This is a genomic window from Pseudoalteromonas sp. S3260 (genome assembly GCF_005886925.1).
Classification (GTDB): Bacteria; Pseudomonadota; Gammaproteobacteria; order Enterobacterales; family Alteromonadaceae; genus Pseudoalteromonas; species Pseudoalteromonas tetraodonis.
Genome location: NZ_PNCV01000083.1, coordinates 1 through 26947, shown reverse-complemented (window position 1 = coordinate 26947; position 26947 = coordinate 1). Strand labels below are relative to the sequence as shown.

The window sequence follows — 26947 nt, the reverse complement described above, 5'->3', positions numbered from 1 at the left end:
TTTAGGTGTGGTTATGAGTCGCTAACTTCGCGCGCCCAATGCTGTTGCTTTGCAACGTGTAATTTGCGGTAACCATCAAGAAGTGCTGCATGCTTTTTAAAGCCCTCAAGCGATAAGCCTGGGAACGTTAAGCCGTTAAATAATTTACGACCTTCAGCAATTTCAATAGCAAGCGTGACATTGTCGCTACCAAACATTAAACCTAATGCATCTTGATAACTTGCATATTCGCGCTCGTCATCATATTTAATTTCAAGGATTGCTTTTAAGCAACGAAAGTGACGCATCGCTTCGTCGTTTACTTGGCCGGTATGCAAAATCCAATCAACCCAGTCAATAGCTTCTTCATTACCCGCCGCTAAGCATAAATGTGCTTTAAGCTCACCAATGCGTAGTGTGTGCCAAGGTGTATCGGCGTCGGTTGCTAAGCCAATGAATTCAGCTGCGCGAATAATATCGCTGTGGCCTGCTTCTTCGAGGTTGTCGTAAATTTCCATCCATTGTTCGCTATCGTACTGATCAAGCGATAAGAAGTCTTCACGGAATTTAGCGCCTTCATTATTGTTGCGCCAAATTAACTCATCTACTGGATAAATGTCTGACATACCAGGAACTAAAATACGACATGCATACACGTTTAAGTGGGTGTAATCCATAATATAGATATCGTGACCCATGCTATGAATTAAATCAGTACAGAAGTTGTATTCTTGCTCAGTTGAACCACTAAAGTCCCAATGTACAAATTCAAAATCTGCTTCAGAGCGGAAAAAGTCATGTGAAATTAAACCGCTTGAATCAATAAAGTGCAGTTCAATGTTCTCAGGAGTAGCGACTTCGTCGTTATCAAATGTAGCAGGTTGGAATACGTCTAGTTGATCTAGGCGACGACCTTGCAGTAATTCAGTAACGGTACGCTCTAGCGCTACTTCAAATGAAGGGTGGGCACCAAAAGAAGCAAATACTGACCCATCAACAGGGTTTATAAGCGTGACACTCATTACTGGGTATTTACCGCCTAGTGATGCATCCGCAATGCGTAAATGGAAGCCATGGCTACGCAGCTCTTCACAAGCTTCATGAATTTTAGGGTATTGCTTTACCACCTCTTCAGGCACGATTGGCAAGCTGATACCTTCGGCAATAATGCGGTTTTTAATTGCGCGCTCAAATACTTCAGATAATCCCTGAACACGGGCTTCAAATTTAGTATTACCGGCACTCATACCATTAGAAACAAAAATATTACCAATCACATTCACCGGGATGTATACGTCTTGGTTGTCGCGCTGACGAGTGTACGGTACAGAACAAATACCACGTTCGAAATTACCAGAGTTAAAGTCATAAAGGTGTGATGCGGTTAATTCACGCTCTGGGTCAAAATAATCCCATAAGCTTTCATCCATAATACCCTGTGGTATTTCATCGTTTTCAACTTTAAACCATTTCTCGTTTGGATAATGAGTAAAGTCATCATTGGCGAACTCTTCGCCTAAGTAAAAATCAGCAAAAAAATAGTTACAGCTTAAACGCTCAAAATATTCACCTAGCGCAGAGGCGATAGAGGCTTTATCAGTGGCACCTTTACCATTAGTAAACATCACACCGCAGTCGCTATCTTTTATATGAACTGAATAACAGTTTGCTACAGGGTTAAGCCACAGCGCTTCTTCAATATTAATATTTAGCGCTTTTAGCTTGTTTTGCATGGTAGAGATAGACGATTCTAAATCGCGGTCTTTACCTTTAATAAATGTTTTTTCAGTCATTTTTATCTCAACTAGGTCTGCACAATACATGAACTGTGTATTATCGTGGATTTTGATGTTTATTTCACCCTTTACCCGCTTTTCGTAGCGTTTTTAATAGAACGAATATGAATATATGCTAATAATAGTTTATTGAAATAGTTAGAGGGTATGTTTATGTTTAAAGTAATCAAACGGTTGCTATTGGTTGTTGTGATTTTAGCGCTCGCCAGTACTGCAATTGTTTACGGCGTTTTGACCTTAAGTTTGCCAGCCCTTGATGGTAAAGGTCGAAGCGATGCGGTGACACAGCCTGTTAAAGTTGCTCGAGATACCCTTGGCCAAGCCGTTATTACTGCAACTACTCGTCATGACGCTGCCTATGGCTTAGGGTATGCTCATGGGCAAGACCGCTTTTTTCAAATGGATTTATTACGTCGTAATGCGGCCGGTGAGCTAAGCGAACTATTTGGTGAAGCCGCGCTTGGGCTTGATAAAAAAATGCGTTTTCACCAATTACGTAAACGCAGCCAAGCTATTTTAAAAACCCTCCCGAAGGCCGACAAACAGCTGCTACGCAGTTATGCTCAAGGTGTAAATGAAGGCCTTGCACAAGTAGGGTACCCAAGTTTTGAATATTTACTCACGGGGGCTGAGCAAAAGCCTTGGCAAAGTGAAGACAGTTTATTAGTTATTTTTAGCATGTACCTTGATTTACAGTCATCTACATTTGAGCGCGACCAAGCTTTAATTCAAATAGAGCAGCAGTACGGGGCTGAAATGGTAAGTTTTTTAACTCAGCCTAGCCAATATCAAGCCGCATTGGATGGCAGTCAGCTCGCTCTTTTGAATAACCCAATCCCCGAACTTTTATCGCAACCAATCACCGCGATTAAACCCATTACCGCTAACTTAGAAGTGGGTAGTAATAATTGGGCGGTCACCTCAAATTTAACCAACACTCAGGCTGCGATGCTCTCTGATGATATGCATTTATCAATGGCTGTGCCGGTTATTTGGTATCGAGCCCAATTAAACTATTCATTAAATAATAAACCCATGCAGGTAACGGGTATCTCGCTTCCGGGAGCGCCGGCGATTGTAGTAGGCACAAATAACAACGTTGCATGGGGGTTTACCAACGGGTATTTAGATACCGCCGATTGGATTGCGCTTAATAGCGATAGCAAAATGTGGCAAGTAGATGAGCCTATTGCATTACCCAGTGGCAAAGTAGAAAGTTACTCTCTTACGCTCAGTGAATACGGTCCGGTAAAATACATTAATGAAAAGCCTTACGCACTGAGCTGGGCTGCACATCAACCATACGCCGTTAATATGCAGCTATTACAGCTTGAGCAAGCACAGACTGTTGATGATGCGCTTGATATTGCAAGTGGCGTAGGCATTCCTGTGCAAAACCTGCTGGTGGTCGATGACCAAGGAAATGCAGCATGGAAAAATATGGGCGGCATACCTGCGCGAACAACACCTAGTGAATTAGCCGTAAAAGAAGAAGATTACTCCGCGCTTTGGCAGCAAAACGAAATCGATCGACCTTTTATTAAAAATCCTGAAAACGGGCGGTTATGGACAGGTAATTCTCGAGTGGTATCTGCTGATGATAACGTCCGTTTTGGTAATGGCGGTTATGCGCTTGGGGCACGTGCAACGCAAATTCGCGATAGGTTATTTGAAAAACAACGCTTTAATGAAAGTGATTTTTATCAGTTGCAGTTAGACAACCAAGCACGATTTTTAATGCCTTGGCATGCCTTATTGCTTGAGCAGTTAAAAAAACAGCCCGCGCGCTATAAAGATCATATAAATGCCCTCGAAAACTGGCAGCAATGCGCTTGCCCGCAATCAATAGGGTATACCTTAGTAAAGACGTATCGTGATGAACTGATTAATATTTTATTTAGCAGTATTGAGACAACACTCAACCAGCGAGATGGCACATTAAAATATGTGAAACGTGATTTAGAGCCTGCTGTTTGGCAGTTAATAAAGGCTCAGCCAACAAGTTGGGTTAATCCGCAGTTTACTAATTGGGAGCAGCAATTACAGGGTGCCTTTGAGCAAACACTCACGCAATTAACATCAAGGTTTGGTAATAACATACAAAACTGGCAATGGGGTAAAGTGAACCAATTAGTGATAGAACACCCGTTTGCTAAACAAATGCCCATACTGAGTAAGTTACTTAACATGCCAACAGCCCCCGGGTTTGGTGACAGTTATATGCCAGCGGTGCAAAAACGTAGTTTTGGCGCATCACAGCGTTTTATTGTTCAGCCTGGGCACTTAAAGAATGCTATTTTAACGATTCCGGGTGGGCAATCAGGGCACCCACTTTCTGAGTTTTACCGAGCTGGTTTTGATGAATATGTAAAAGGCAAGCACACGCCATTATTACCGCAAGCATTAATGCATCAAATTGAAATTGCACCAATGAACGACTAGCCTTGGATGCAAAGTGAGCTAAATAAGTAGTAATAACGTTTTATAACCCAGATAAAGCAATTATAGGAAAACAAAAATGAAAAAATTACTACCGGCATTAATCACCAGTTTACTGTTAAGCAATTATGCATTTGCGGATGAAAACCCTGTTACGGCTACACAATTAAGTGAACATGTTTACGTGTTATTTGGTCAAGGCGGTAACATTGCCGCAAGCGTGGGGGATGATGGCATTTATATTATTGACGATCAGTTTGCCAAGCTTTCCGACGATAAAAAAACCATTAGCGACTTAAAGCCAGGCAGTGCCGAGTTTGTAATTAATACCCATCATCATGGCGACCATACTGGGGGTAACGAGAACTTTGCCAAAGCGGGCGCACATGTGATTGCTCACGACAATGTACACAAACGCTTAAAAGAAAAACATGGTGAGGGTTCTGATTACTTACCGCGTATTAGTTTTGGCCATGATTTAAAACTGCACTTTAACAATGAGCATGCGCATGTTGTGCACTACTCAAATACACACACAGATGGCGACTCGGTTATCTTTTTTAGTAACGACAACATAGTGCACATGGGCGATATATATTTTAACTTTGGAAGCTTACCTTTTGTTGATGTAGATAGTGGCGGTAGTGTTGATGGTGTTTTAGCAGCGGTTGATGATGTGATCAAACAAATTGATGAAAAAACAACCGTTATTCCAGGGCATGGCCCGATAAGCGACCGTTCAGGGCTAATGACGTATCGTAAGCTGGTACAAAAAGCGAAAGATGTTATGCTTAATGCTATGCAAAACGATGCCAGTTTAGAGCAAGTCCTCAAAGCCGATCCATTATCAGAACTTGGCCTTGAATATGCAAACTGGTTACCAAAAGAGCGTGTAACCACCCTTTTTTATCGCAGTTTAAAGTAGCGCCTAGCGCGAACCATAACGCATAAACCTAATTAAGCTGAGCATTTGTTCAGCTTTTTTGATTTTTACGTGCCTAAAGGAGTTGTATATGTCGGCAGAAAAAACCCATCTTGAAATTTGTAATTTAAGCAGAGAACAATACCCACAAATTAAAACCTTGATGGACGAAGCATACCCTGATTTAGGCGGCGCATGGCCAAGCCATACAATTTTTAGACTTATAGATCAGTTCCCTGAAGGGCAAATTGGTATTGTTGATGATGGCGTGCTGGTGGGTTTAGCGCTGAGTGTCCAAGTAGATTATGCACGTTTTTCAAACCCGCACACCTATGAAGATATTGCTGATGGCCATGATCGTGTATTTAGTGATACCACAGGTGACGCGCTATATGGTTTAGATGTTGCTATTAGTGAGCAGTACCGAGGCATGCGATTAGGGCGTCGTCTTTATGATGCCCGTAAAGAATTATGTCGCCAATATAACTTACGCGCTATTTTAGCGGGTGGCCGCATTCCGCGTTATTACAATCACAGCGACGATATGACGCCAATGGAATACATTGCCAAGGTGGATCAAAAAGAGATATACGATCCAATATTGAGCTTTCAATTAGCTAACGATTTTCAGGTAAAGCGTTTACTTAAAAAGTACCTTCCAGAGGATCAAGAGTCAGTAGGTTATGCCACGTTACTTGAGTGGAATAACATTATGTTTGAGCCAACCGATACCGTTATTGAGTCGACTAAATCAATCGTACGTGTTGGGGCTGTGCAGTGGCAAATGCGCTGTGTTGAATCGGTTGAAGAAATGCTTAAGCAAGTTGAATACTTTGTTGATACGGTATCTGATTACAAAAGCGATTTTATTTTATTTCCGGAGTTTTTTAATGCGCCATTGATGGGATTAACTGAACAAAGTAACCAAACCGAAGCCATTCGGTATTTAGCCGAATACACTGAGACCTTTAAAAACGCCATGTCGCGTATGGCGATAGAATACAACGCCAACATTATTACCGGCTCAATGCCGCTTGCCGAAGACGATAAAATTTATAACGTTAGTTATTTATGCCATCGCAGCGGTAAAATAGACGAGCAACGTAAAATTCATATTACCCCGCATGAACAAAACGATTGGGTGATCCAAGGCGGTGATAAAATTGCTGTATTCGATACAGATGCAGGCCGTGTAGGTATTCAAATTTGTTACGATGTTGAATTTCCTGAGTTGTCGCGTATTTTAGCAACCCAAGGGCTTGATATTTTATTTGTGCCATTTTGGACTGACACTAAAAATAGTTACTTGCGTGTACGCCATTGTGCCCAAGCACGTGCCATTGAAAACGAATGTTATGTGGTTATTGCAGGCTCTGTGGGTAACTTACCTGAAGTAGAAAGCTTAGATGTGCAGTTTTCACAGTCGGCGGTACTAACCCCATCGGACTTTTCATTTCCGCACGATGCCACACTAAATGAAGCCACCACCAATACCGAAATGCTATTATTTAGCGACTTAGATATGGATAAGTTAAAAATTCTTCACAGTGAAGGGACAGTGCGTAACTTAAAAGACCGCCGCAGTGATTTATATGAAGTGATATTGAAAAAGAGAGATGTTTAATGGCGTGGATGTACTTAATAATTGCAGGGTTACTTGAAATTGGTTGGCCAATAGGCCTAAAAATTTCACAAAACCCAGATACCCGTTGGCAAGGCATTGCAATTGCAATCGCGTTTATGGTCGCAAGTGGCTTTATGCTTTGGTTAGCGCAAAAGCAAATATCTATGGGCACGTCGTACGCAGTATGGACGGGTATTGGTGCTGCTGGTACGTTTTTAGTGGGTATATTATTTTATGGTGATGCAGCCACTTTTGGCCGTATTGCTGGTGTGTTAATGATTATTTGTGGTGTCATCACCTTAAAAATTAGTCATTAATTGTTAGATTAAACAAGCGCAGGTTGATACCTGCGCTTGTTTTAACTACTTGGCAGCATTACCAATATAGCAGCCACTGCAATCAATAATAGCCCCGCACTGTCTTGGCGCTTTAGCGGCTGCTTTAGCCATAAAATAGAGATTAACATGGTAAAAAATACTTCTATCTGGCCGAGCGTTTTTACATAGGCAACATGTTGCAAGCTCATGGCACTAAACCAGCCTACGGAACCTAAGCAGCTAAATACACTCACTGCACTTGTCATTTTCTTATATTGATACATCATTTTAAAGGTATGGCGCTCTTTTAAAGCAATGTATATACATAACATCAGTGTTTGCAAGCTAATAATCAGTAACAAAACCCACGCGGGTGCATAAGGAAAAGCTATACCCGAGCTTAAACTCGCTTCGCGGATCCATGACGATGACAACGCAAACGAAGTACCGCAAGCAAGCCCTGTTAAGGCGGTTTTTAAGCTAAAATGTTTCACATTCGCAATGCCGCTTAATAGCAATACAGCGAGTGCGCCAATAAATACACCAATCCAACCTAAAAATGAAAGCGCCGAACCAAAAAATAGTAACCCTAATATCGCCGCCATTAGCGCTTCGCTTTTAGCAAGGCCGGCGCCTACTGCAAAATTGTTCATTTTAAACAACTTCACCATGAGCCCTGTGGCAATAATTTGCACTATGCTGGCTCCAATAATATAGCTAATAAATAAAGGATTAAATGAAGGGAGAGGCGCATCTTGGTAATAATAAAGCGCATATAAATACAGCCCTGCAATAGGGCTTGCGACAATAAAGCGGGCTAGAGTAACGCCAGCAACGCTGACATGAGCGCTTAATTTGCTTTGCAGCGCATTACGCCATGACTGCATAAATGCGGCAAAAATAGTGAGTAAAATCCAAATCATCTTAAATAACATACAAAAAAGTGGAGAGCTAATTTAGCAGTACTCTGGCATTAAAGCGACCATCAAAAAGGCATAATGAATATTCATCACCTGCGACAATTTGCCACAGTGACGCACTGCTTAAATCGGCTATAGTGTGAGGGATGTTACTGCTAGCCGCCAGAGCTCAGGTTATTTATATTTGGCGGCTTTTTTCTATTTGCTGTGTTATTTTGGGTCATAAATAATAACTCGAGAATTATAATGATGATTTTATTGGTTTGCGCCTTAATTGCAGTGATCATGCCTTATGTTGCGAGAATCCCAGCTATTATAGAAATGAATAAGCTCGGTGGTTACGATAATAAACATCCGCGGCAACAACAAACACAACTTACAGGACTCGGAGCACGGGCGCTGGCTGCTCATCAAAACTGTTTTGAATCGTTAGCGGTTTTTGCCGTTGCTTTGGCTGCTGTATTAGGCACAAACAATGTTAATGCCGTAACCGAAACTTTAGCGATGACGCATATTGTAGCACGTATTTTATTTTGTACTTTTTATTATTTAAACCTCGATATTATTCGCTCGATCACTTGGCTGGTAGGCATGGGAACCGCTATTGGCATGATCGCCGTCAGTTTATAACGAGAATAAGCAAAAACCACAAAGCAAGCAGCCTAAAAGGGTGCTTGCTTTATAGTCTTAAACACTTATTCCCATTAATGCGATATGTTAACTCGCTCTATTAAATCACTTTTTGTAACTGTACTGTTGAGTTCAAAATCAAGTTGTATTAGTACGTTTTGTTGTCCCATTGATGAAGGTGTATATTGCCATTGCATCAGTGCTCTTTTTGCTTCTTTGTTAAAGACTGCTTCTGGTTCAGCTTTTACAACAGTAATGTTAGCTGTTTTGCCTGCTGGGGTTATGTCGTATTTTAATACCACCGAACCGCTAATGCCTTGTTCCGCCGCTTGTTTTGGGTAAAGCGGTTCGATTCGCATTACGGGAGCGATAGATGTTTCTTTTTTAGCTGATGCTTCAGGTTGCTTTGCTACTGCTAAGCCACTGAGCAAGCTCGCAGCGATAAGTAACACGCTTCCTTTTGCTAGGCGCGAATGTGCGCCGTTATGTTTGATATTAGTAAGTCGTTGTAACATGGTTTTTTTATCTCCGTAGTGTGAATAAGCCATCAGACCCGCTGGCGCATTGGCAGCGCAGTTTATTAAGGCTTTGCTGTATAAAATTTGTTGCTGTGTGGTTTTATTGCTTAGTACCCGTTCATCACAAGTTAGCTCCTGCAAACGTCTACAGCTTGCGTAAGCCATCCAAGCCAGAGGGTTAAACCACAATAAAATTGTAGCCAGTAATAGCACCACATTTATAAGGTTGTCTTTGCGCTTTATATGCACGTTTTCGTGCTCTAGAATAAGCGCTAGAGTAGCATTATCAAACTGAGTATTATAATTGTGCGGCAATACCAGTTTGCTATTAAAAACACCAATGACCATGGGCGTAGCCACCTGAGCACTGGTATAAGTTTTTACTCCGATTATTACCTGCTTAAAGTTCGCTAATTCAGTGAACTTTAGGCCTTTAACAAATCGGGTATGGGTAACAACAGCGGCAATTAATAAGACCGTGGTAATAATGACATACAGTAGCGCCAAACTAACACTCAAGCTGTTTGTAAGTACCTGATTAGGTGTAATTAAATAGTAACTAATGCCGCTATTTTGCAGTGGCTTAATTGCACTAGGTAAATTAGCCAACAGAACTGATACAGGTATTAACCAAGCTAATTTATACACAAAGCGTGAACCAAGGGTTTTTAAGCCAAAGCGCTCAAGTAAAACAAACCCTGCAAACAACAGACTTAATAATAGCTGCTGTTCAATGAGCCAATTAAATCCTATTTGAATCGCCATGCTAACTCCTTACTTTTGATTCTTTTCCCAGTCATCAATGACTTTTTTAAGCTCGTTTATATCTTGCTGAGAGAGTTGCTCCGATTTAGCGAAGCCACTTACCAAAGGAGCAATACGACCACTAAAAAAGCGCTCTATGAAGTCCTTACTCTCTTTTAAAGTATAATCAGCACGGGCAATACATGGCGTATAAATATATTGGCGGCCGTCTTTTTCAAAGCTAAGCGCGCCTTTTTTTACTAGACGACCCAATAAGGTTTTAATGGTTTTTTCGTGCCATTGTTTATCGTCACTTAAACGCTCAATAATTTGGCTGGCTGTGGCGGGGTAGTTAATCCAGAGTGCATCCAGCACTTCAAATTCTGCTTTTGATAATTCGATCATTTTATTGCCTACAAGTGTAATCCTTCACTTGAGACTACACTTGTAATCTATTTTTGCAAGTTTATTTTTTGTTTTTTAATCACGCTAAAGGGAGGGGATTAGTGTGAGCTTATTGGCTTAAAATATCGTTTTTGTTAATTTTTATAAAGTGGTTTTCTGGGAGGTTTAAATTATCTAATAGTAATTCACTGATCTGTACGCGGTATAAATCAATGACTGTGTAGCCACAGTAATGCGCCATTTTACGAATTTGCCTGTTGAGCCCTTGTTTTAAAACAATACTAAATTGATTACTCGCTATTTTAACTACTTCACAAGGTCGTGTTATTTGCTTATCAACGGGGACGCCTGCCGCCATTTTTTTACAAAAATGCGCGTCTAATGGTTTATTCACAGTGACTAAGTAGCGTTTAGGTTGATGAAAGTCTGGATGAATCAGTTGATTACAAAAGTCTCCGTCGTTGGTCAAGATAATTAAACCACGAGAATCTTTATCAAGGCGGCCAATAGGGTAAACACGGGTAAGTTGAGGCAGGTGATGAATAAGGCTGTTGGGGTCGTGATGATTGAGTTTACAGTCAATCCCTACCGGTTTGTGATAGGCAAAGTACACCAAATCGGCTGGGCCTTTAATGGCGTGACCATTAACGATAACACGGTCGTTTTCGTCCACATGATCAATATGATTAGCGGGGCGATTATTAACGATGACAACGCCTTCATCAATCAAGCGCGACGCTTGTTTTCGTGAGCAAATACCGGCATGAGCAATGTATTTAGCGAGTCGAATTTTTGTATCCATAACGCCGTGTAATTAAAAAATATTGATCGCGATTATAGCAAAGCTGCGTATTGATTACTTGGACAGTTAATTTAACAGTAGGTAGGTTACTATGGGTATTCAATTTTCAGAACTAAAAAAGCATCAGCCATTACAAAAAGTGGTTGTTCATTCACTGGAAATGGCCTTGTACCAAGTGTCTGTTGTCATTAATAATGTTGAATACTATGTACAAGAAAGTAATGGTGAATTTGTGAAGGCACTAAGCCCATTACATATTCAAAAACGCTTTGAAGATATCGCCTATGCACAAATGATGCTAAGGCACACCAGTGCTTATGATGAAATGTGTGGTCAACCAGAAAAAATTTCCAGTAATATGCTCGAAGTGCCCTTTGGGCAAAACAACCTGTTTTAATATCAGGTATTTGCTAATATAGGTTTATTTGGAATCATCCAATGTACCTATTACATCCCGATAATTCTGAGCAATTAAATCAAGCACTGCGCGCGCACATGCTTGAGTTTAATGCTCAGCACTTCGACGCACAGCGTCAACCTCTTGGCTTTAAATATCTCGATAAACAAGGTGAGTTAGTTGCAGGCATAAGCGGTCATGTGTTTGGTAACTGGTTGCTAATAAGCTGGTTATGGTGCGATGAATCGGTACGAGGCAATGGCTTGGCTGATTCGTTATTAATGTCATTAGAACACGCGGCAATTGAACAAGGCGCTGCTCAGGCTCAGCTTGACACCTTAGATTTTCAAGCCAAGCCTTTTTATGAAAAACGGGGTTACCAAGTTAAATATCAACTTGATAATTACCCACTTAATGGCACTCGTTACTTTATGGAAAAACCGCTAATAGTGGCTAAATAACGCTGATTGGAGCGTTATTTTTTTGCTGTTAATGGCGTACCATCAAAGGTAATACCTAAAAATGGGGTGGCTTCAGGCGCTAACATAAAGGTGCGAATATTCATGTGATCGTCTGCATCTGGGTTGTTTAGTACGTCTTCGCGATAAAATGCCCCAAAACAATCTAATGTATTTTGCTTACTAAGACCATTGAGCTTAGCAAACGCAAAAATTTTGCATGAACCGTTATTTTCACTCGCAGAGCTCAATAACCCATGGTTACTAAAACTGCACGCTGTAAAAGTATAATGCTCATCAATAACGGCCATAGTATCAGCAAAAGCAATGCTTTTAGGCTCATTCGCGAGCGTTGTTAAGTAGTTTGTGAGCGTCATACGCTGTCCTTGTTATTATAAGATATTGTTAAGTAATTACCCCTAACCTATCTTATGATTGATTTATATTCAATTGAGCCAATAAAACAAGCATAGTTTATTTACCAATTAAGTGGGTTAACGCATGAATGTTGGTTATTTCAATATCAGCAAGTCCTTTGTAGGCATAGGCTTGTGCTTGATTATTTAACCACACAGACTGGCAGCCAGCGTTATTAGCACCTTGCACATCGCTATCAAGGCTGTCACCTATGTGTAAAATTTCACTGTTGTTAATACGCAAATGTGTTGCAGCTTGATCAAATAAGGTCGTATGTGGTTTAGCTTTACCGTGCAAGCCAGCTTGCAGCACCAGTTCAAACTTATCTTTTAAATTAAAACGCTCAACCTCTACATTACCGTTAGTAATGGCAATTAATTTGTAGTGCTGGCTTAGTTTATCGAGCAATGTTAGTACGTCTTCGCTCACTTCAATATTACTGCGCGCATCAGCAAATGCTTGATAAGCACTGTGTGCATGATGCTCTACTTCATCGTCTTTAAAACCAAGCTCAGACAAAACTAAGCGTAGGGTATGTTTACGCCACTGAGTGACGTTATCAATGAGTTCAGGTTGGTGTTGAACAACTCGCTCACGGCATTGTTGCCAAAACTGTGGTCCCTGTTTTTTATAGCCTGGCAGCGCATTTAAATAATCAATTTGCGCCTGAACGGCTGCGGTTATGATTGGGCTGTTGTCGTATAAGGTGTCGTCTAAGTCAAAGCTTAGTACAGAAAAAGGAGAAATTGCGCGATTAAATCGGATCATGGTTATTACCCTAATCGGTTCGTTTTTTAGCACGTGGATGGGTGTTGTCGTACACCTTAGCCAAGTGCTGAAAATCTAAATGAGTATAAACTTGGGTTGCAGATAAACTACTGTGGCCTAATAGCTCCTGTACTGCTCGTAAATCGCCAGACGATTCTAAAATATGCGACGCAAATGAGTGGCGTAATTTATGCGGATGCACTTGTGAGCTTATACCTTGTTTAATGCCCCATTCTTGCATTCGCAAACGGACTTGGCGCACAGAGATACGGTTTTTTTTACTACTTAAAAATACCGCGTGTTCGTCTGCGCCCATAAATAGCGGCCGAACCGCGAGCCATTTCTTTAATGCCTCAAGGGCCTTAGAGCCAACCGGTATTAGCCGTTCTTTTGCACCTTTACCACGTACCAGTATTTCACCATTACGGGCGTTTATATCCTGCATGTTAGCACCAACTAACTCGCTAATGCGCAGACCTGATGAATACATGAGTTCCATCATGGCTTTATCTCGAATGGCAAGTGGATCGTCATCGGGGATTTCGAGTAAACGTGCCATTTGGTCAACATCAAGATTTTTAGGTAAAGGCTTGGCAAATTTAGGGCCTTTTATCCCTTGCGCGGGGTTATGGTAATGCGGTTGCTCAGTAATATTTTTTGCTTTTAAAAACTTATATAAACTTCGAATGCAGCTTAGCTTTAAGCTGATTGTTCTGCCGCTCAGTTGCTTAGCGCGCAGCGCCATGCTGTAACGGCGAATGTGCTCACTTTGTACGGCAAACCAATTGTCGCATAGCTTATTAAAATACAAGGCGGCAAAACCTAATTGGCTAACATATTGATTGACGGTGTGCGCTGAATACTGGCGTTCAAATTTTAAGTAATCACTAAATAATGTAATGGGTGTACGCCAGCTATCGCTTAAGTCGCTAATATTTGGCGTGTCGTCGCTCATGCCAGTTCCAGTAACCGTATTTGTAATGAGCGTACAAAATCTAACACAAATAAGTTATCTTGTGAGGGCTCAAAGTGGTTCTCATCGTGGCTGCCAAAAGCCAAAATTGCGTAGGGGTTAGTGGGTTCGCCAATTAAATACAGGGCGGTCGATTGGGTATCCTCGTTAAAGAGTAAGTCGCGCTCTTGCTGATTTACCCGCCCTAAATAATGATTACTATCTGACAATCTATGCTTTACTAAGCCCTCAAACGCGCTGTCGTATCTTACGAGTTTGCACTCATTAATAGTCGGGCTCATGCAAATAATGTTGCGTAAGTTACTTGCCAAAGTATTAAAGTCGTAATTGCTCCAAAGCTGACGATGGCATTGACTGAACAAGCGGTACACGAGTTCATTTTGCGTGGCATACTTGGTCATCGTCTCGATTTGATGTTTTAACTGAGTATTATGTTCACGTAGTTGACGTTGCTGAATATGTACTAACGAAGTCGCCCCCTGAACTTGCTGTTGTAACTCAAGTTGCGCTAATAGCGCAGGTTGATTTATTAAAAAATCAGGGTGCTGTTGTAAGTAATCTATTACTTGCTGTTTAGTTAATTCACTCATAGTGCAACTTGCCCATCAAATACATGTTCAGCGGGGCCTGTCATACGCACTGGGTGGCCTTCGCCACTCCAGCGAACTTGTAAGCTACCGCCTGGTAAATCAACTTGCACTGTGCTGGTGAGCTTGTTTTGAATAAAGCCAATCACCATAGCGGCACACGCACCGGTACCACAAGCAAGTGTTTCGCTTACACCACGTTCCCACACTCTGAGTTTAATGTGTTCTTGAGAAACAACCTGCATAAAGCCAATATTTGCGCGCTGTGGAAAGCGTTCATGATTTTCAAGCAACGGGCCAAGGGTACTCACTTGTGCCGTTTCAATGTCGTCTACTTCCATGACGCAATGCGGGTTACCCATAGAAACAGCACCACTAAAAACGGTATGTTCTTCTGCGCGAATAATGTAAGTCAGCTCACGTTTGGTTGCTTTGAGCGGGATTTTACTCGGCTCAAAATTAGGGTGTCCCATGTTAACCGTTACTTGGCCGTCTTTTTCAATATACAGGGTGAGGTTACCAGATTTAGTTGAAACGCTAATTTTATGTTTATTGGTTAAGCCTTTCATGCGCACAAAGCGGGCAAAGCAACGGGCGCCGTTACCACATTGTTCTACTTCGTGGCCGTCGGCATTAAAAATCCGATAGTGAAAATCGAGATCGGGTGAGTAAGGGGCTTCAACCATCAGTAATTGGTCAAACCCAATGCCGAAATGGCGATCGGCCAGCTTTTTGATTTGATCACGGGATAAAAAAACGTTTTGTGTAATATTATCAATCACAACAAAGTCGTTACCTAAGCCGTGCATTTTGGAAAAATTAACTAACATAGCGCTCTAATTCGGTTTTGCTCTGCGCTAATCATGCCACAGAGCAGCTAGGTAACAAAAACGTTTATGGTAAAATTTTCTCACCTTGGTACAGGCTCTCGATGGTTTCGCGTTCGCGAATAAGATGATGTTGCTCACCATCTACCATTATTTCGGCAACCCGTGGGCGTGAGTTATAATTTGAACTCATTGTAAAGCCGTATGCTCCAGCGCTTCGCTGCACTAATAAGTCACCTTGTTTGAGTGCTAGAGGGCGGTCTTTACCTAAAAAGTCACCGGTTTCACACACCGGCCCAACCACATCATAGTTGTGGGTAGGTGTTTCGTCATCACGCACCGAGACAGGAATAATTTTTTGCCACGCTTGATAAAGTGATGGGCGCAACATGTCATTCATACCCGCATCAACAATCGCAAAGTACTTGTCTTGATTTTGCTTAATAAACTCAACCTGAGTCACTAAAATCCCAGCGTTGGCGGCAATAGCTCGCCCTGGTTCAAAAATCAGTTCAAGGTGGCGATAATTAGTAAGGCGCTGTGTTACTTGTGCTGCATACTCACTCGGGTGGGGAGGCTGTTCGTCGTCGTAGGTTACTCCAAGGCCTCCACCAATATCTAAATGGCTTAACTCAATACCTGCATTTTTTAACTCATCAATTAATGCCAGTAGTTTATCAAGCGCCTCTAAAAACGGTTTGGTTTGTGTCAGCTGTGAGCCAATGTGACAATCAACCCCAACTATATTTAAGCCAGGTAACGACGCAGCATGTTGGTACACACTTAACGCGGTTTCGATACCAATGCCAAATTTGTTTTCTTTTAGGCCAGTAGAAATATACGGGTGTGTTTTAGCATCAATATCAGGATTAACACGAATAGAAATTGGCGCGTCTAGATTAAGCTCACACGCTACTTCTGAAATGCGCTCAAGCTCTGAGATTGATTCAACGTTAAAACATTTAATACCTAATTCTAACGCATAAGCAATTTCGTCAGCGGTTTTAGCAACCCCAGAAAACACCACTTTATTAGCTGCGCCTCCCGCTTTGATGACCCGCGCGAGCTCGCCTTTTGAAACAATGTCAAAACCCGCACCAAGTCGCGCCAGTATATTTAATACTGCAATATTTGAATTTGCTTTAACGGCGTAGCACACTAGGCTTTTATGATCTTGAGCTGCATTGGCAAACGCTAAATAATGGCGTTCAAACGTCGCTCTTGAATACACATAACACGGTGTACCATAGTGCTGTGCAATCGTTGCTACGCTGACATCTTCAGCAAATAGTTGGTTGTTTTTATAATTAAAAAAATCCATTTACTGCTCCTGTTTTTGCTCAATAGGTGTTTGCTTGTTGGGGGTGTCTGTTGGCTGATTTTGTTCAGTAGGCTGCTCTGGTAAGTAAAGCGGGCCGCTTTGACCACAGCCAGCTAACGCACACAACAAAACGGTGCTGATTAATAGTTGTTTTAATTGTAAGGTATATGTCGCTTTCATTAGATTAATATGGTTGCTGGCTTTATAATCGCAGAGTAACAGAATATCTAAAAAATGCAGCTATTCGCGGATGATTTTATTCCTGTTACACTAGCTGTACAAACATGCACCCATTATTTAGGCGTCTTGCCTGCAAAGGAAATTAACGATGACTGATCATGAATATCACCAGTTAGCAGAAGCTCTTATGTTCACAATTGAAGAACAAGTTGATGATTGTGAAGCAGATTTAGATTATGAATCGGCTCAAGGTATTTTAGAAATTATTTTTCCAGATCGCAGTAAAATTGTGATTAATAAGCAAGCACCGTTGCATCAAGTGTGGGTGGCAACAAAATTTAATGGTCACCATTTTGAAATGCGTGATGGTCAATGGATTGATAACCGCTCAGGCGCAGAGTTTTGGAGTTTCATCAATGAAGCGTCAACACGTCAAGCGGGTCAAGAAATTAAGTGGCAATCATCGCTATGAGTTTAGAGTTTGTTCAATACCCAGCTCAGGGGATGCATAAAGCCACGGTTATTTGGCTACATGGTTTGGGTGATTCAGGTGATGGTTTTGCCCCAGTAGCGCCACAGCTCGATTTACCCAGTGAACTAGGTGTGCGTTTTGTATTTCCGCATGCGCCTATGCAGGCTGTTACTATTAACGGCGGTATGCAGATGCGCTCATGGTATGACATTAAATCGATGGATTTAGACAAACGTGCAGATGAACAAGGGGTTAGGGAGTCTGCAGCAAAAGTTGAGCAATTAATAACGCAAGAAATGGCTAACGGCATACCGGCGAACAAAATTATTTTAGCGGGATTTTCACAAGGTGGCGTCATATCGCTACATTTAGCCCCGCGTTTAGAGCAAAAGCTTGCTGGCGTTATGGCACTATCAACCTATATGTGTGTGCCACATAAATTGGCTGATGAAGCAAAGCAAACACAGCTAAATATATTTATGGCTCATGGGAGCCAAGATGACGTTGTACCGCATAGCGCGGGTAGAAGTGCGTTTGAAGTATTATCAACGCATAACATGGATGTGAGTTGGCAAGAATACCCTATGGGGCATCAGGTTTGTACACAAGAGTTACAAGCTGTGCGCCAATGGTTAATTTCTCGCTTAAGTTAGTTTAGGAGCCGCTGAGGGTTAAAATGAGTCAAAAAATAGTAATAACAGCAAATGTAAAACGTGAACCACAGGTTAGCGAACCCAGCGTGAGCTATGAGTGGCATTGGCGTCGGATTGTGAGTATTTCTATGTTGGTGATTATGACCTCTGCAGCGGTTATTTACGGCCTGTCTAGCGCTGTGAATGCTGATCAAGGGGCGCCGCATCCTAATGAGCAGCTTGATTTTACTGAGCAACAAACAGCAATTGTGTCGTTAAGTGATGATACTGCAGCATCAGCAGAGAGTGAAAACGCAACAGATGCTGATGAGGAGCTGCTGAGCAGTGTCGCAATTGCAGCACCTAAAATCCTTTCCCCAGATGAGCAAAAACCAGCTCCTATTACCGAACAAGTAACATCAAAGCCTGAAGTTCAACAAAGTATTATTGAGCAAGAAGTAGAGCCAACGCTCACTGCTGAGCCTGAAGAGGCAGCCATGGCTGCAACAGATAACCAAACGCCTGAAACCGAAACGGCCAGTGAAAAACTGGCTGAGCAAAAAGTATTTGCTGAATCAGCACAAGTTGCGAGTGTGGCCATTGGTGCCAAAATAGATACAGCTACTATTAGCCGAGCCGTATTGACGCGCAGTGTGAGTAATCGTGAACCAACCAATGTATTTGCCGCCGATGTGCGTTTAAGCCAATTTGAAGAATCATTGTCATTTTTTAGTGAGCTTAAAAACTTACAAGGTCAGCAGGTAAAGCATATTTGGTTATTTGAAGGCGAAGTGATGGCGGAAGTGTCGCTCAAAGTTACTTCTCCGCGCTACCGAACTTACTCAACTAAAAATATTATGGATTCCCAGTTAGGGAATTGGCGCGTTGATGTAGTTGATGAAAGCGGGCTGCTCATCGCTCAAAAAGAATTTAGAGTTTTAGCAAATTAAATAGCCTTAGATTGAATAAGTTTTAATCCCAAAAGCTAGTAATTATTAATGGATATTTTATGACTGAAAAAACAAAGTTAGTTCGCATTGCTACTCGTAAAAGTGCATTGGCACTGTGGCAGGCTGAATTTGTAAAAGCGCAGCTAGAGCATTTTCACGATGACGTGCGTGTAGAGCTGGTGCCTATGTCGACTCAAGGTGACATTATTTTAGATACACCACTGGCTAAAATTGGTGGTAAAGGCTTATTTGTAAAAGAACTAGAACAAGCCATGCTTGATGGGCGAGCAGACATTGCAGTGCATTCAATGAAAGATGTGCCAGTCGAATTTCCAGATGATTTAGAGTTACACGTTATTTGTGAGCGTGAAGACCCGCGTGACGCATTTGTCTCAAATAATTTTGCCAATATTGATGCGTTACCGCAAGGCGCCATTGTTGGCACCTCAAGTTTACGTCGCCAATGCCAAATCAGAGCGTTGCGTCCAGATTTAGAAATTCGTGACTTACGTGGCAATGTAAATACACGTTTAGCAAAGCTTGATAGTGGTCAATACGATGCGATTATACTCGCAGCGGCTGGGCTAATTCGTTTAGAAATGGGTGAACGTATTCGTGACTTTATTGAGCCAGAAGTGTCGTTGCCTGCTAATGGTCAAGGTGCTGTCGGTATTGAATGCCGTATAAATGATGAAGTTACTAAAGCCTTATTAGCACCGCTGGAGCACAGTGAAACTCGTATTCGTGTTAATGCCGAGCGCGCAATGAACCGCCACTTAGAAGGGGGCTGCCAAGTTCCGATTGGTGCTTATGCACTGGTTGATGGCGATCAAGTACATTTACGTGGTTTAGTTGGGGCAATTGATGGCAGCGAAATTTTACGCGATGAAATTAGTGGGCATGTTGATGATGCGGAAAAATTAGGGATTGAGCTGGCTAAAAAACTCTTAGCACAAGGCGCAGATAAAATCCTTGCTGACGTATATCGAGACGCATAATGAAACACATCTTGATAACTCGGCCCGAAGGAAAAGGCGCAGCCCTTGCACAGCAACTTGAGCAAGCGGGTTATCAAGCGTCTTTATGTCCTGTTCTAAAAATAACGTATTTAACCCCAACCAGCGTTGAGCTAAGCCCGTTGGTTAATGCCGACAAAATTATTTTTGTTTCGCAAGATGCAGTACATGCACTGAGTGCGCTTAAGCCTGCAATTAACACCAAAGCGCAGTTTTATGGTGTTGGCCAACAAACAGCCGACACCATTTATGAAGTATTTGGTGTACGTGCTGCTTTGCCAAAACAACATGATTCTGAGGGGTTGCTGGCGCTTAAGTCATTGGCTGAGGTTGATGGCAGTAATATCGTGTTGGTTAAAGGTATTGGTGGGCGGCCTGAGATAGCAAAAACTTTAAAACAACGCGGTGCTTTTTTAAATAATTGTGTGGTGTATCAGCGTGAGCCGGTAGCGCAACAACCCGCTGACTGGATAGACCACTGGCAAAGCCAGAATGTACACGGTATAGTCATTACTAGTAATGCCGCCGTTGATGCCATTTTTAATACCCTTACCGCGGCGCAACTAACATGGTTACAACAGTGCGAATTTTATGTTGCCAGTGAGCGTATTGGCGATTATTTACAACAGCAAAAAATAAATTCGACACATATACATACTGCGGCAGGGGCTAGCGACCACGCTATGTTTGCCTGCATTAATCAGCAAGGTAGCAAAATGAGTGAACAGTCAGCGACGTCAAAAGTAGAAAAAGCAGCAGCGCAACCAATAGCCAATAACACGTTTAATACCGCTAAAAACGACACTGCAAAAGCCAATAATCAAACGCAAAATAATACCCATAAAGTGAGTAAGGTGGGCAGTTTAGCGTTGGTGATTTCGTTACTTGTTGCCAGTGGCGTGGGTTATGAGTTTTATCAAAAGCTCAATGCCGGTAAAGTGCAAAATTTAGCGATTAATGCATTAACAGAGCAAAATAAGATATTGCAGCAAGAGCTGCAAGCGCTTAAGTCTGAGCAACTCAGTCTACAGCAAGCGTTACAAAAGAGCGAAGAGCAAATTGCTATGGCGCTCAATGAAAACTCTATAAAAAATCAACAAGCATTAAAAGCAGCACTGCAAAAAGTGCAACAAAGTGGTAATACATTAAATCCACAAGAGGTCACCAGCTTGCAACGCATGGCTGAATTTAAATTGTGGGCTGAACAAGATTACCAAGGCACCAGTGCCGTGCTTAAACGTTTAGATTCATTGTTAAGCGATCATTCCGGTACGCTTGAGTTGCGTCAAGCAATTACACAAGACATACAAACACTCGACAATATTAAACCCGTTGCGACAGAAGCGATTTATTTACAATTAAACAGCGTAATCAAGCGTATTGATGACTTGGTATTTAATGCGGTTAATTTGCCTGAAGAGGCGAGTATAAGTGATGAGAATGTACTCTCTGAAGATGTTAGTGATTGGCAGCAAAACATTCTTAATAGTTGGAATAAAATAGTCGATAGCTTTATTACTATTCGCCATCATGAAGGCGTATTAATTGAGCCACTATTAACTGACCGAGAGCGTCATTTAATTACCCAGCGCATCAAGCTTAATATTACTCAGGCGCAAGACGCATTAATGGGTAAACAAGCTAGTATTTATTTTAACGCTTTGAATGATACAAAACGTTTGGTTAATGAATACTTTAAACAAGATGACGATGCAACAAAAGTGGTAATACAGACCTTAGCCAATCTTGAAAAAGAATCGCTTAACTTTAATCCTGAAGTGACACTGCAAAGCACTCAAAAAGTGAAGGAGTGGGCACAATGATAGGGCTGATTATTTTTATTGTCGCTATTGTGTTGGTGCTAGCGATTACCCCCTTTGTGTTAGATGAAAAAGGCTATGTGCTGATTTCATTTAACAATACCACCATAGAGGGCACAATTGTTTCGTTTTGTATTATGGCAGCACTGATCGCAGCGGCTTTATATTTAACTTATAAGCTAGTGCGTTATTGTTTATCTATATACAGAAACACTAAGCATGGCTTTTTTGCGCGAAGCCAAGAGCGTAAACATGCGGCAATAGAGCAAGCATTGTGGAGCCTCATTAATGATGATTACGCGCAAGTGGAAAGCGCGTTATCAAGTAACAGTGTGCCTGCTAAATTTGACGATATACGTTTAGCATTATTAGCAAAAGCCGCACTTGCAAATAATCAGCCAGATAAAGCGCTTGAGCGTTTATTTGAAATCAGCCCAGAGCAACAACTTAAAGTGGCTAAACTATGGTTAGCCAGTGGCGACAGCAGTGTTATTGAACCGCAAATACGGATGGCGGCTGAATCTAAAAAAGCCACGGTACTTGAGCTTAAACTGTACACTGAAGTGTTGGTGCAACAGCAGCACTTTAAAATATTAGAAGACTTTTTACCGCGCTTATTACGTAAAGATGTATTGAGCGATAAGCAGTGGCAGCAGGTGTTTTTAGCTTATTTTGCTGCTCAAGCGAGTGATGAGTTAACCAGTAAGTACCAGCAATTAGGTAAGAAATTGCAAGCACATGCGTACACTGCGTACTTAACTCAAATGGCAAAAACAGGGCAGTTGGCGAGTATTGAAAACGAGTTAATTAAAATGCTCAAACACGCTAAGCACCACACTGAGCTTGCCAACATTTTACGTGAAGCTGCGCCAAGTAATGCTTACAAGCTGCAATCAAGTATTCAAGAACGGTTGAAAAAAGATGAGCACAATAACGCGTTATTATTAGCATTGGCGTGTTTAGCGAATGCCCAAGGTGATTATGATTTAGCTGCACGAGTATTCGACAAAGCGCTCAATAGTGATAACAAATCACAGTATCGACAACAAGCTATACTAAGCTATAAACACAGCGCACAATTAGATAAGGCGCTTGTGCTCTATCAATAATGGATTATATTTTATAAATCAATAATTAAAAGCGCAGGAGCGAAGGCTATGAAAAATGTGTTTACACTCTCTTTTAGTCTTGCATGCGCTTATTTTTTTATTGGTTATCTTAGTAATTTATTACTCGCAGTTGACGGTTATGCCGTGGCTTCTTGGCCACCTGCAGGCATTGCACTAGCCAGTTTTTTATTATGGCGCCATCGCGCTTACTTAGGCATTATTGCTGGTTCTTTACTGATTAATTTAATTCATTTAGACCATGTTACAGATATTTTAAACTGGCAAATTTTGTTACATGCAGTGAGCCTCAGCTTCGCTGCTTTTTTGCAAGCATGGCTTGGCGCGCAAATAATTACAAAAGTAATAAAAGCCCCTCTAGACCTTTCATCGTTAAAATTAAGTATTCAAAGCTTAGTAATTGCAGGTCCTGTCTGCTGTGTTATAGGCGCTATTGCTGGCACGAGTTTATTAGTATTTAACCAGATCATCCCTGCTGCGAATGCGCTGGATAATTTTATTACTTGGTGGATAGGTGACAGCATTGGCGTATTAATTTTTACCCCATTACTATTAGCTGTATTTCACTATTCTGAGATGCGCCATCGACTACAAGTTATTGTTCCTGCATTACTTATTTATGCGATTATTAGTATTAGCTTTTATGGTGCAGCGAGCGTAAAAAAACAAAAAGACACTCAAAAGCAAGAAACGAAAGTGCTTGCAACTCAAAGCGCGATAAATCAAAAGTTAGATGAGATCATTGCACATCTATCTTTATTAAGTGGTTTTTTAGCAAATAGTGAAGACGTTAGTTTTAGTGAGTTTACGCAGTTTACGGCTAAACAATTAAGCTACAGTGAAGAAATACTCGCTTTTAAATGGATTCCTGCGATTACTGATGATTCTCGTGCCGAGTATCAATCATGGATTGAGCAAGTTGATAGCGAAAACCCGTTTATCAAACAAAAATCAGCGAATGGGCAATGGCAAAAAGTCCCCTATCGAGAGCTCTATTACCCCGTAAAATATATAAACCCACTTAGGGGAATGAAAGATATTGTTGGGTTTGATTTAGGTTCAAACGAGCAAGTACGCACAGCACTCACTAAATCTAAAGTACTTAATGAATTGGTGATCAGTGAACCGACAGCACTGATACCGAATAACGATGGATTAAGTGTACTCTTTATGTATCCCGTTTTTGGAAATGTGGTAACAGAAGGCGATTTTAAAGGATTTGTTGTTGCCGTGGTTAGCTTAGCTAAACTTTCTAAGTCGCTGTCGTTTGACTCTAATGAGCGTATTGCGATTAGTTTTTTTGATATTAATAATGCTGAAAAACAGCAGGCACTTTATATTGCAGAGCATCATTCTATGGTGTTACTAAAAAAATATCAGTTGTTAATTGGTCAGCGAATGTGGCGCGTTGAGCTGCATCAACCCGTTTTAAAATCATCGTGGTTCATATACTGGCTAGCGCAAATAGTGGGTATGTTATTTGTGTGGTTGTTGATTATATTTTTGATCTCTGTGACGGCTACCAATATTCGGATTCGCGAACAAGTGGCAAAGCAAACACTCACGCTACGCCAAGAAAAACAAAAGGCCGATGAAGCCAGTGCTATAAAAAGTCAGTTTTTAGCCAACATGAGTCATGAAATACGCACGCCAATAAATGGCATAAAGGGTATGCACTATCTAGCGCTACAACAACAGGATTGGCAGCAAGCAAAAGGCTATATAGAGCAAGCTGATGGTGCTCTAAGTGTATTATTAAGAGTGTTAAACGATGTACTCGACTTTTCTAAAATGGAAGCCGGTAAACTTGAGTTAATGCAAGAGCCTGTGAACCTCAAGCAATTAGCCGAGGACATCGTCGGTTTAATGCAATTTGAGGTGGAGAGTAAATCGCTTTCTTTAAAATTAGAGTATGACAGCGATGCGCATTTAATTCTCAATACCGATCCTATTCGTTTAAAGCAAATTCTGCTTAATTTATTAAATAATGCAGTAAAATTTACCGCAAAGGGCTGTATTACGTTAAAGATTTGGCAATCATCAAAAATGACATATTTTAGTGTTAACGATACCGGGATTGGCATTAGCTCTGCAGCTCAAAAACAGCTTTTTAAACCCTTTTCTCAAGCAGATAGCTCAACGTCACGTCAGTACGGTGGTACTGGTTTAGGTTTGAGTATTTGTAAAAAATTGGTCGAATTGATGGGAGGGGCTATTGATTTAAAAAGCAGTGAGGGGCATGGATCTACGTTTACTTTTAGCTTACCAGTTCATTCATCGCTGCCAAAAGCCAAATACAGTGCTGATGCTTTATCAAAAATTGATGTGAGTAATATTTCTTTAGAAAAATATCAATTACTTATAGTGGAAGACAACCCATTAAACCAACATGTTGTAAGTGCTATTTTAGAAACTAAACACGGTATTGCTGATATCGCAAATGATGGCTTAGAAGCGATTGCGATGCTTAGCGAAAAAAACTACGACCTAGTATTAATGGATATTCAAATGCCTAATATGGATGGTTTACAAGCAACAAAAGTGATTCGTAATGAGTTAGGTTTTTTTGATTTACCTATTATTGGTTTATCCGCCAACGCTCACGAACAAGACGCTCAAAAAGCGATTGCCTCTGGAATGGATAGCTACATGACCAAGCCTATTGAAGCTGATGAGCTATTTAAAACGCTTTGGTATTATTTATCTCGCTTAGATAAGTAACACGTATTTTTGTACAAAAGGCAGACATAAGACCTCCAAGCGCCATTTTAAATATTCTACACTTGAAATATTACTGTACCTGCGTATCATTCGCGCAATTTTAACTCAACCGAGTAGCTACTATGATTAATAGAAAAATACCTTTGCTAGATATTCACCGTCACTTAGATGGGAATGTACGTGCGCAAACCATACTAGAACTTGGTCGTCAGTTTAATATAGCTTTACCAGCAGATAATGTTGAGGCACTTATTCCTCATGTTCAAGTTATTGATCCTGAGCCAAACCTAATGGCTTTTTTACAAAAGCTTGATTGGGGGGTCACGGTACTGGGTAATTACGATGCCTGTAGACGAATTGCAATAGAAAACATTGAAGATGCACAAGCGCAAGGCCTTGATTACGTAGAGCTACGTTTTAGCCCTTACTACATGGCACAAAGCCAAGGTTTACATCCTCAGGGCGTTGTTGAAGCCGTGGTCGATGGTATTAAAAGTGCAACAAAAGATGCTGATATTAAAGCAAACTTAATTGGTATTTTATCTCGTACTTACGGTGTTAAAACCTGTCAACACGAGCTGAATGCTTTACTTGCTTTTAAAAATGATTTGGTCGCGGTTGATTTAGCCGGTGACGAAATTGGTTACCCTGGTGAACTGTTTGTTGATCACTTTAAACAAGTACGCGATGCATATTTAGCGGTTACCGTGCATGCTGGCGAAGCATTGGGTGCTGCCAGTATTTGGCAAGCATTAAACGAGCTTGGCGCAAGAAGAATAGGGCATGGCGTTAAAGCGATTGAAGACTCAACGCTAATGGATTATTTACGTGATAACCGTATTGGTATTGAATCGTGCTTAACCAGCAATATTCAAACCAGCACAGTGAATGACTTAACGAAGCATCCGCTTAAACAGTTTTTAGATCATGGCATTTTGGCCAGCATTAATACCGATGATCCGGCTGTTGAAGGGATTGAAATTGAGTACGAGTACGCAGTGGCAGCGCCACAAGCTGGTTTATCGCAAGCTGATATGGAAAAAGCGCAAGCCAATGCACTTGAAATTGCGTATTTAAGTGATGCAGATAAACAGGCACTCAAAACCAAAGTCGCACAGCGTTAATCACCTGTACTATTAAAAAATGCCACTGTTTACAGTGGCATTTTTGTTTTCAGCCCCTAAA

Annotated in this window: 27 protein-coding genes; 15 read left to right on the top strand and 12 right to left on the bottom strand. The window is 41.3% G+C overall.

Annotation, left to right across the window (positions count from 1 at the left end; all coding sequences use genetic code 11):
• Positions 1-11: 11 nt before the first annotated feature.
• Positions 12-1772 carry a 30S ribosomal protein S12 methylthiotransferase accessory factor YcaO gene (gene ycaO, locus CWC14_RS14080; protein ID WP_138563478.1) on the bottom strand — a complete coding sequence of 587 codons (1761 nt, stop codon included), beginning with the start codon at positions 1770-1772 and terminating at the stop codon, positions 12-14.
• A gap of 156 nt (positions 1773-1928) precedes the next feature.
• Here ycaO and CWC14_RS14075 point away from each other — a divergent pair, with 156 nt between their 5' ends.
• The 4 genes from CWC14_RS14075 to CWC14_RS14060 all read left to right on the top strand — a co-directional run bounded on the left by CWC14_RS14075 (position 1929) and on the right by CWC14_RS14060 (position 7077).
• Positions 1929-4217, top strand: a complete 2289-nt coding sequence (locus CWC14_RS14075) for a penicillin acylase family protein (protein WP_138563476.1) — start codon at positions 1929-1931, stop codon at positions 4215-4217.
• A gap of 76 nt (positions 4218-4293) precedes the next feature.
• Positions 4294-5139, top strand: a complete 846-nt coding sequence (locus tag CWC14_RS14070; RefSeq protein ID WP_138563474.1) for an MBL fold metallo-hydrolase — start codon at positions 4294-4296, stop codon at positions 5137-5139.
• A gap of 88 nt (positions 5140-5227) precedes the next feature.
• On the top strand, positions 5228-6760 hold the full coding sequence (locus CWC14_RS14065; RefSeq protein ID WP_138563472.1) for a bifunctional GNAT family N-acetyltransferase/carbon-nitrogen hydrolase family protein: 1533 nt from the start codon (positions 5228-5230) through the stop codon (positions 6758-6760).
• Positions 6760-7077, top strand: a complete 318-nt coding sequence (locus tag CWC14_RS14060; RefSeq protein ID WP_016900225.1) for a DMT family transporter — start codon at positions 6760-6762, stop codon at positions 7075-7077. Before CWC14_RS14065 ends, CWC14_RS14060 begins: the two co-directional genes overlap by 1 nt.
• Positions 7078-7118: 41 nt before the next feature.
• On the opposite strand, the gene CWC14_RS14055 is transcribed toward CWC14_RS14060, so the two are convergent.
• A complete protein-coding gene (locus tag CWC14_RS14055) occupies positions 7119-8000 on the bottom strand; it encodes a DMT family transporter (RefSeq protein WP_138563470.1) in 882 nt (293 codons plus the stop codon).
• A gap of 243 nt (positions 8001-8243) precedes the next feature.
• On the opposite strand from CWC14_RS14055, the gene CWC14_RS14050 reads away from it, so the two are divergent.
• Positions 8244-8627: an MAPEG family protein gene (locus CWC14_RS14050; protein ID WP_138563468.1), complete on the top strand. Its 384-nt coding sequence runs from the start codon at positions 8244-8246 to the stop codon at positions 8625-8627.
• 74 nt (positions 8628-8701) lie between these two features.
• Here the strand turns inward: CWC14_RS14050 and CWC14_RS14045 are convergent, their stop codons facing one another.
• The 3 genes from CWC14_RS14045 to CWC14_RS14035 all read right to left on the bottom strand — a co-directional run bounded on the left by CWC14_RS14045 (position 8702) and on the right by CWC14_RS14035 (position 11096).
• Entirely contained in the window at positions 8702-9910 is a 1209-nt protein-coding gene (locus CWC14_RS14045) for a M56 family metallopeptidase (RefSeq protein ID WP_138563466.1), read from the bottom strand.
• 9 nt (positions 9911-9919) lie between these two features.
• Complete coding sequence (locus CWC14_RS14040) at positions 9920-10294, bottom strand: BlaI/MecI/CopY family transcriptional regulator (RefSeq protein WP_138563464.1); 375 nt, start codon at positions 10292-10294, stop codon at positions 9920-9922.
• Positions 10295-10403: 109 nt separating this feature from the next.
• On the bottom strand, positions 10404-11096 hold the full coding sequence (locus CWC14_RS14035; RefSeq protein WP_138563462.1) for a pseudouridine synthase: 693 nt from the start codon (positions 11094-11096) through the stop codon (positions 10404-10406).
• 91 nt (positions 11097-11187) lie between these two features.
• On the opposite strand from CWC14_RS14035, the gene CWC14_RS14030 reads away from it, so the two are divergent.
• Positions 11188-11493, top strand: a complete 306-nt coding sequence (locus tag CWC14_RS14030; RefSeq protein WP_013463720.1) for a DUF6482 family protein — start codon at positions 11188-11190, stop codon at positions 11491-11493.
• A gap of 41 nt (positions 11494-11534) precedes the next feature.
• On the top strand, positions 11535-11954 hold the full coding sequence (locus CWC14_RS14025; RefSeq protein ID WP_064663180.1) for a GNAT family N-acetyltransferase: 420 nt from the start codon (positions 11535-11537) through the stop codon (positions 11952-11954).
• 14 nt (positions 11955-11968) lie between these two features.
• On the opposite strand, the gene CWC14_RS14020 is transcribed toward CWC14_RS14025, so the two are convergent.
• The 7 genes from CWC14_RS14020 to lptM form a co-directional block, all read right to left on the bottom strand.
• Positions 11969-12328 (bottom strand): HopJ type III effector protein, encoded by a 360-nt coding sequence (locus CWC14_RS14020; RefSeq protein WP_013463722.1) that lies wholly within the window; start codon positions 12326-12328, stop codon positions 11969-11971.
• A 97-nt stretch (positions 12329-12425) separates the two neighbouring features.
• Positions 12426-13136, bottom strand: coding sequence for an HAD-IA family hydrolase (locus tag CWC14_RS14015; protein WP_138563460.1), 711 nt, complete (start codon positions 13134-13136; stop codon positions 12426-12428).
• A 10-nt stretch (positions 13137-13146) separates the two neighbouring features.
• Positions 13147-14091, bottom strand: a complete 945-nt coding sequence (locus tag CWC14_RS14010; RefSeq protein WP_013463724.1) for a tyrosine recombinase XerC — start codon at positions 14089-14091, stop codon at positions 13147-13149.
• Entirely contained in the window at positions 14088-14699 is a 612-nt protein-coding gene (locus CWC14_RS14005) for a DUF484 family protein (protein ID WP_064663178.1), read from the bottom strand. Before CWC14_RS14005 ends, CWC14_RS14010 begins: the two co-directional genes overlap by 4 nt.
• Positions 14696-15526, bottom strand: a complete 831-nt coding sequence (gene dapF / locus CWC14_RS14000; RefSeq protein ID WP_138563458.1) for a diaminopimelate epimerase — start codon at positions 15524-15526, stop codon at positions 14696-14698. The genes CWC14_RS14005 and dapF overlap by 4 nt, the downstream gene beginning before the upstream one ends.
• 64 nt (positions 15527-15590) lie before the next feature.
• Positions 15591-16844 carry a diaminopimelate decarboxylase gene (gene lysA, locus CWC14_RS13995; RefSeq protein ID WP_024601982.1) on the bottom strand — a complete coding sequence of 418 codons (1254 nt, stop codon included), beginning with the start codon at positions 16842-16844 and terminating at the stop codon, positions 15591-15593.
• On the bottom strand, positions 16845-17024 hold the full coding sequence (gene lptM, locus CWC14_RS13990; protein WP_013463728.1) for an LPS translocon maturation chaperone LptM: 180 nt from the start codon (positions 17022-17024) through the stop codon (positions 16845-16847).
• 148 nt (positions 17025-17172) lie between these two features.
• Between lptM and cyaY the strand changes: the two genes are divergently transcribed.
• The 8 genes from cyaY (at position 17173) to add (ending at position 26886) form a co-directional block, all read left to right on the top strand.
• Positions 17173-17496, top strand: coding sequence for an iron donor protein CyaY (cyaY, locus tag CWC14_RS13985; protein WP_013463729.1), 324 nt, complete (start codon positions 17173-17175; stop codon positions 17494-17496).
• Complete coding sequence (locus CWC14_RS13980; RefSeq protein WP_138563510.1) at positions 17493-18149, top strand: alpha/beta hydrolase; 657 nt, start codon at positions 17493-17495, stop codon at positions 18147-18149. The genes cyaY and CWC14_RS13980 overlap by 4 nt, the downstream gene beginning before the upstream one ends.
• 23 nt (positions 18150-18172) lie before the next feature.
• Positions 18173-19078, top strand: a complete 906-nt coding sequence (locus CWC14_RS13975; protein WP_138563456.1) for a DUF2914 domain-containing protein — start codon at positions 18173-18175, stop codon at positions 19076-19078.
• A gap of 59 nt (positions 19079-19137) precedes the next feature.
• Positions 19138-20076, top strand: a complete 939-nt coding sequence (gene hemC, locus CWC14_RS13970) for a hydroxymethylbilane synthase (protein WP_138563454.1) — start codon at positions 19138-19140, stop codon at positions 20074-20076.
• The gene (locus tag CWC14_RS13965; protein WP_138563452.1) at positions 20076-21917 is read left to right on the top strand and encodes a uroporphyrinogen-III synthase; all 1842 of its coding nucleotides are present in this window, start codon (positions 20076-20078) and stop codon (positions 21915-21917) included. Before hemC ends, CWC14_RS13965 begins: the two co-directional genes overlap by 1 nt.
• Complete coding sequence (locus CWC14_RS13960; RefSeq protein WP_138563450.1) at positions 21914-23023, top strand: heme biosynthesis HemY N-terminal domain-containing protein; 1110 nt, start codon at positions 21914-21916, stop codon at positions 23021-23023. Before CWC14_RS13965 ends, CWC14_RS13960 begins: the two co-directional genes overlap by 4 nt.
• Before the next feature lie 48 nt (positions 23024-23071).
• On the top strand, positions 23072-25762 hold the full coding sequence (locus CWC14_RS13955; RefSeq protein ID WP_138563448.1) for an ATP-binding protein: 2691 nt from the start codon (positions 23072-23074) through the stop codon (positions 25760-25762).
• 122 nt (positions 25763-25884) lie between these two features.
• Positions 25885-26886, top strand: coding sequence for an adenosine deaminase (gene add / locus CWC14_RS13950; RefSeq protein WP_138563446.1), 1002 nt, complete (start codon positions 25885-25887; stop codon positions 26884-26886).
• Positions 26887-26947 lie beyond the last annotated feature (61 nt).

Bases quoted from the DNA above. Each gene is read 5' to 3' on its own strand.
- lptM (WP_013463728.1), bottom strand. From the start codon at position 17,024: ATGAAAGCGACATATACCTTACAATTAAAACAACTATTAATCAGCACC.
- CWC14_RS14015 (WP_138563460.1), bottom strand. From the start codon at position 13,136: ATGATCCGATTTAATCGCGCAATTTCTCCTTTTTCTGTACTAAGCTTT.
- add (WP_138563446.1), top strand. From the start codon at position 25,885: ATGATTAATAGAAAAATACCTTTGCTAGATATTCACCGTCACTTAGAT.
- CWC14_RS13980 (WP_138563510.1), top strand. From the start codon at position 17,493: ATGAGTTTAGAGTTTGTTCAATACCCAGCTCAGGGGATGCATAAAGCC.
- CWC14_RS14045 (WP_138563466.1), bottom strand. From the start codon at position 9,910: ATGGCGATTCAAATAGGATTTAATTGGCTCATTGAACAGCAGCTATTA.
- CWC14_RS14035 (WP_138563462.1), bottom strand. From the start codon at position 11,096: ATGGATACAAAAATTCGACTCGCTAAATACATTGCTCATGCCGGTATT.
- CWC14_RS14005 (WP_064663178.1), bottom strand. From the start codon at position 14,699: ATGAGTGAATTAACTAAACAGCAAGTAATAGATTACTTACAACAGCAC.
- CWC14_RS13960 (WP_138563450.1), top strand. From the start codon at position 21,914: ATGATAGGGCTGATTATTTTTATTGTCGCTATTGTGTTGGTGCTAGCG.
- CWC14_RS14020 (WP_013463722.1), bottom strand. From the start codon at position 12,328: ATGACGCTCACAAACTACTTAACAACGCTCGCGAATGAGCCTAAAAGC.
- CWC14_RS14060 (WP_016900225.1), top strand. From the start codon at position 6,760: ATGGCGTGGATGTACTTAATAATTGCAGGGTTACTTGAAATTGGTTGG.
- ycaO (WP_138563478.1), bottom strand. From the start codon at position 1,772: ATGACTGAAAAAACATTTATTAAAGGTAAAGACCGCGATTTAGAATCG.
- CWC14_RS13965 (WP_138563452.1), top strand. From the start codon at position 20,076: ATGAAACACATCTTGATAACTCGGCCCGAAGGAAAAGGCGCAGCCCTT.
- cyaY (WP_013463729.1), top strand. From the start codon at position 17,173: ATGACTGATCATGAATATCACCAGTTAGCAGAAGCTCTTATGTTCACA.
- CWC14_RS14010 (WP_013463724.1), bottom strand. From the start codon at position 14,091: ATGAGCGACGACACGCCAAATATTAGCGACTTAAGCGATAGCTGGCGT.
- CWC14_RS13955 (WP_138563448.1), top strand. From the start codon at position 23,072: ATGAAAAATGTGTTTACACTCTCTTTTAGTCTTGCATGCGCTTATTTT.
- CWC14_RS14040 (WP_138563464.1), bottom strand. From the start codon at position 10,294: ATGATCGAATTATCAAAAGCAGAATTTGAAGTGCTGGATGCACTCTGG.
- hemC (WP_138563454.1), top strand. From the start codon at position 19,138: ATGACTGAAAAAACAAAGTTAGTTCGCATTGCTACTCGTAAAAGTGCA.
- CWC14_RS13975 (WP_138563456.1), top strand. From the start codon at position 18,173: ATGAGTCAAAAAATAGTAATAACAGCAAATGTAAAACGTGAACCACAG.
- CWC14_RS14075 (WP_138563476.1), top strand. From the start codon at position 1,929: ATGTTTAAAGTAATCAAACGGTTGCTATTGGTTGTTGTGATTTTAGCG.
- CWC14_RS14070 (WP_138563474.1), top strand. From the start codon at position 4,294: ATGAAAAAATTACTACCGGCATTAATCACCAGTTTACTGTTAAGCAAT.
- CWC14_RS14050 (WP_138563468.1), top strand. From the start codon at position 8,244: ATGATGATTTTATTGGTTTGCGCCTTAATTGCAGTGATCATGCCTTAT.
- dapF (WP_138563458.1), bottom strand. From the start codon at position 15,526: ATGTTAGTTAATTTTTCCAAAATGCACGGCTTAGGTAACGACTTTGTT.
- CWC14_RS14065 (WP_138563472.1), top strand. From the start codon at position 5,228: ATGTCGGCAGAAAAAACCCATCTTGAAATTTGTAATTTAAGCAGAGAA.
- lysA (WP_024601982.1), bottom strand. From the start codon at position 16,844: ATGGATTTTTTTAATTATAAAAACAACCAACTATTTGCTGAAGATGTC.
- CWC14_RS14055 (WP_138563470.1), bottom strand. From the start codon at position 8,000: ATGATTTGGATTTTACTCACTATTTTTGCCGCATTTATGCAGTCATGG.
- CWC14_RS14030 (WP_013463720.1), top strand. From the start codon at position 11,188: ATGGGTATTCAATTTTCAGAACTAAAAAAGCATCAGCCATTACAAAAA.
- CWC14_RS14025 (WP_064663180.1), top strand. From the start codon at position 11,535: ATGTACCTATTACATCCCGATAATTCTGAGCAATTAAATCAAGCACTG.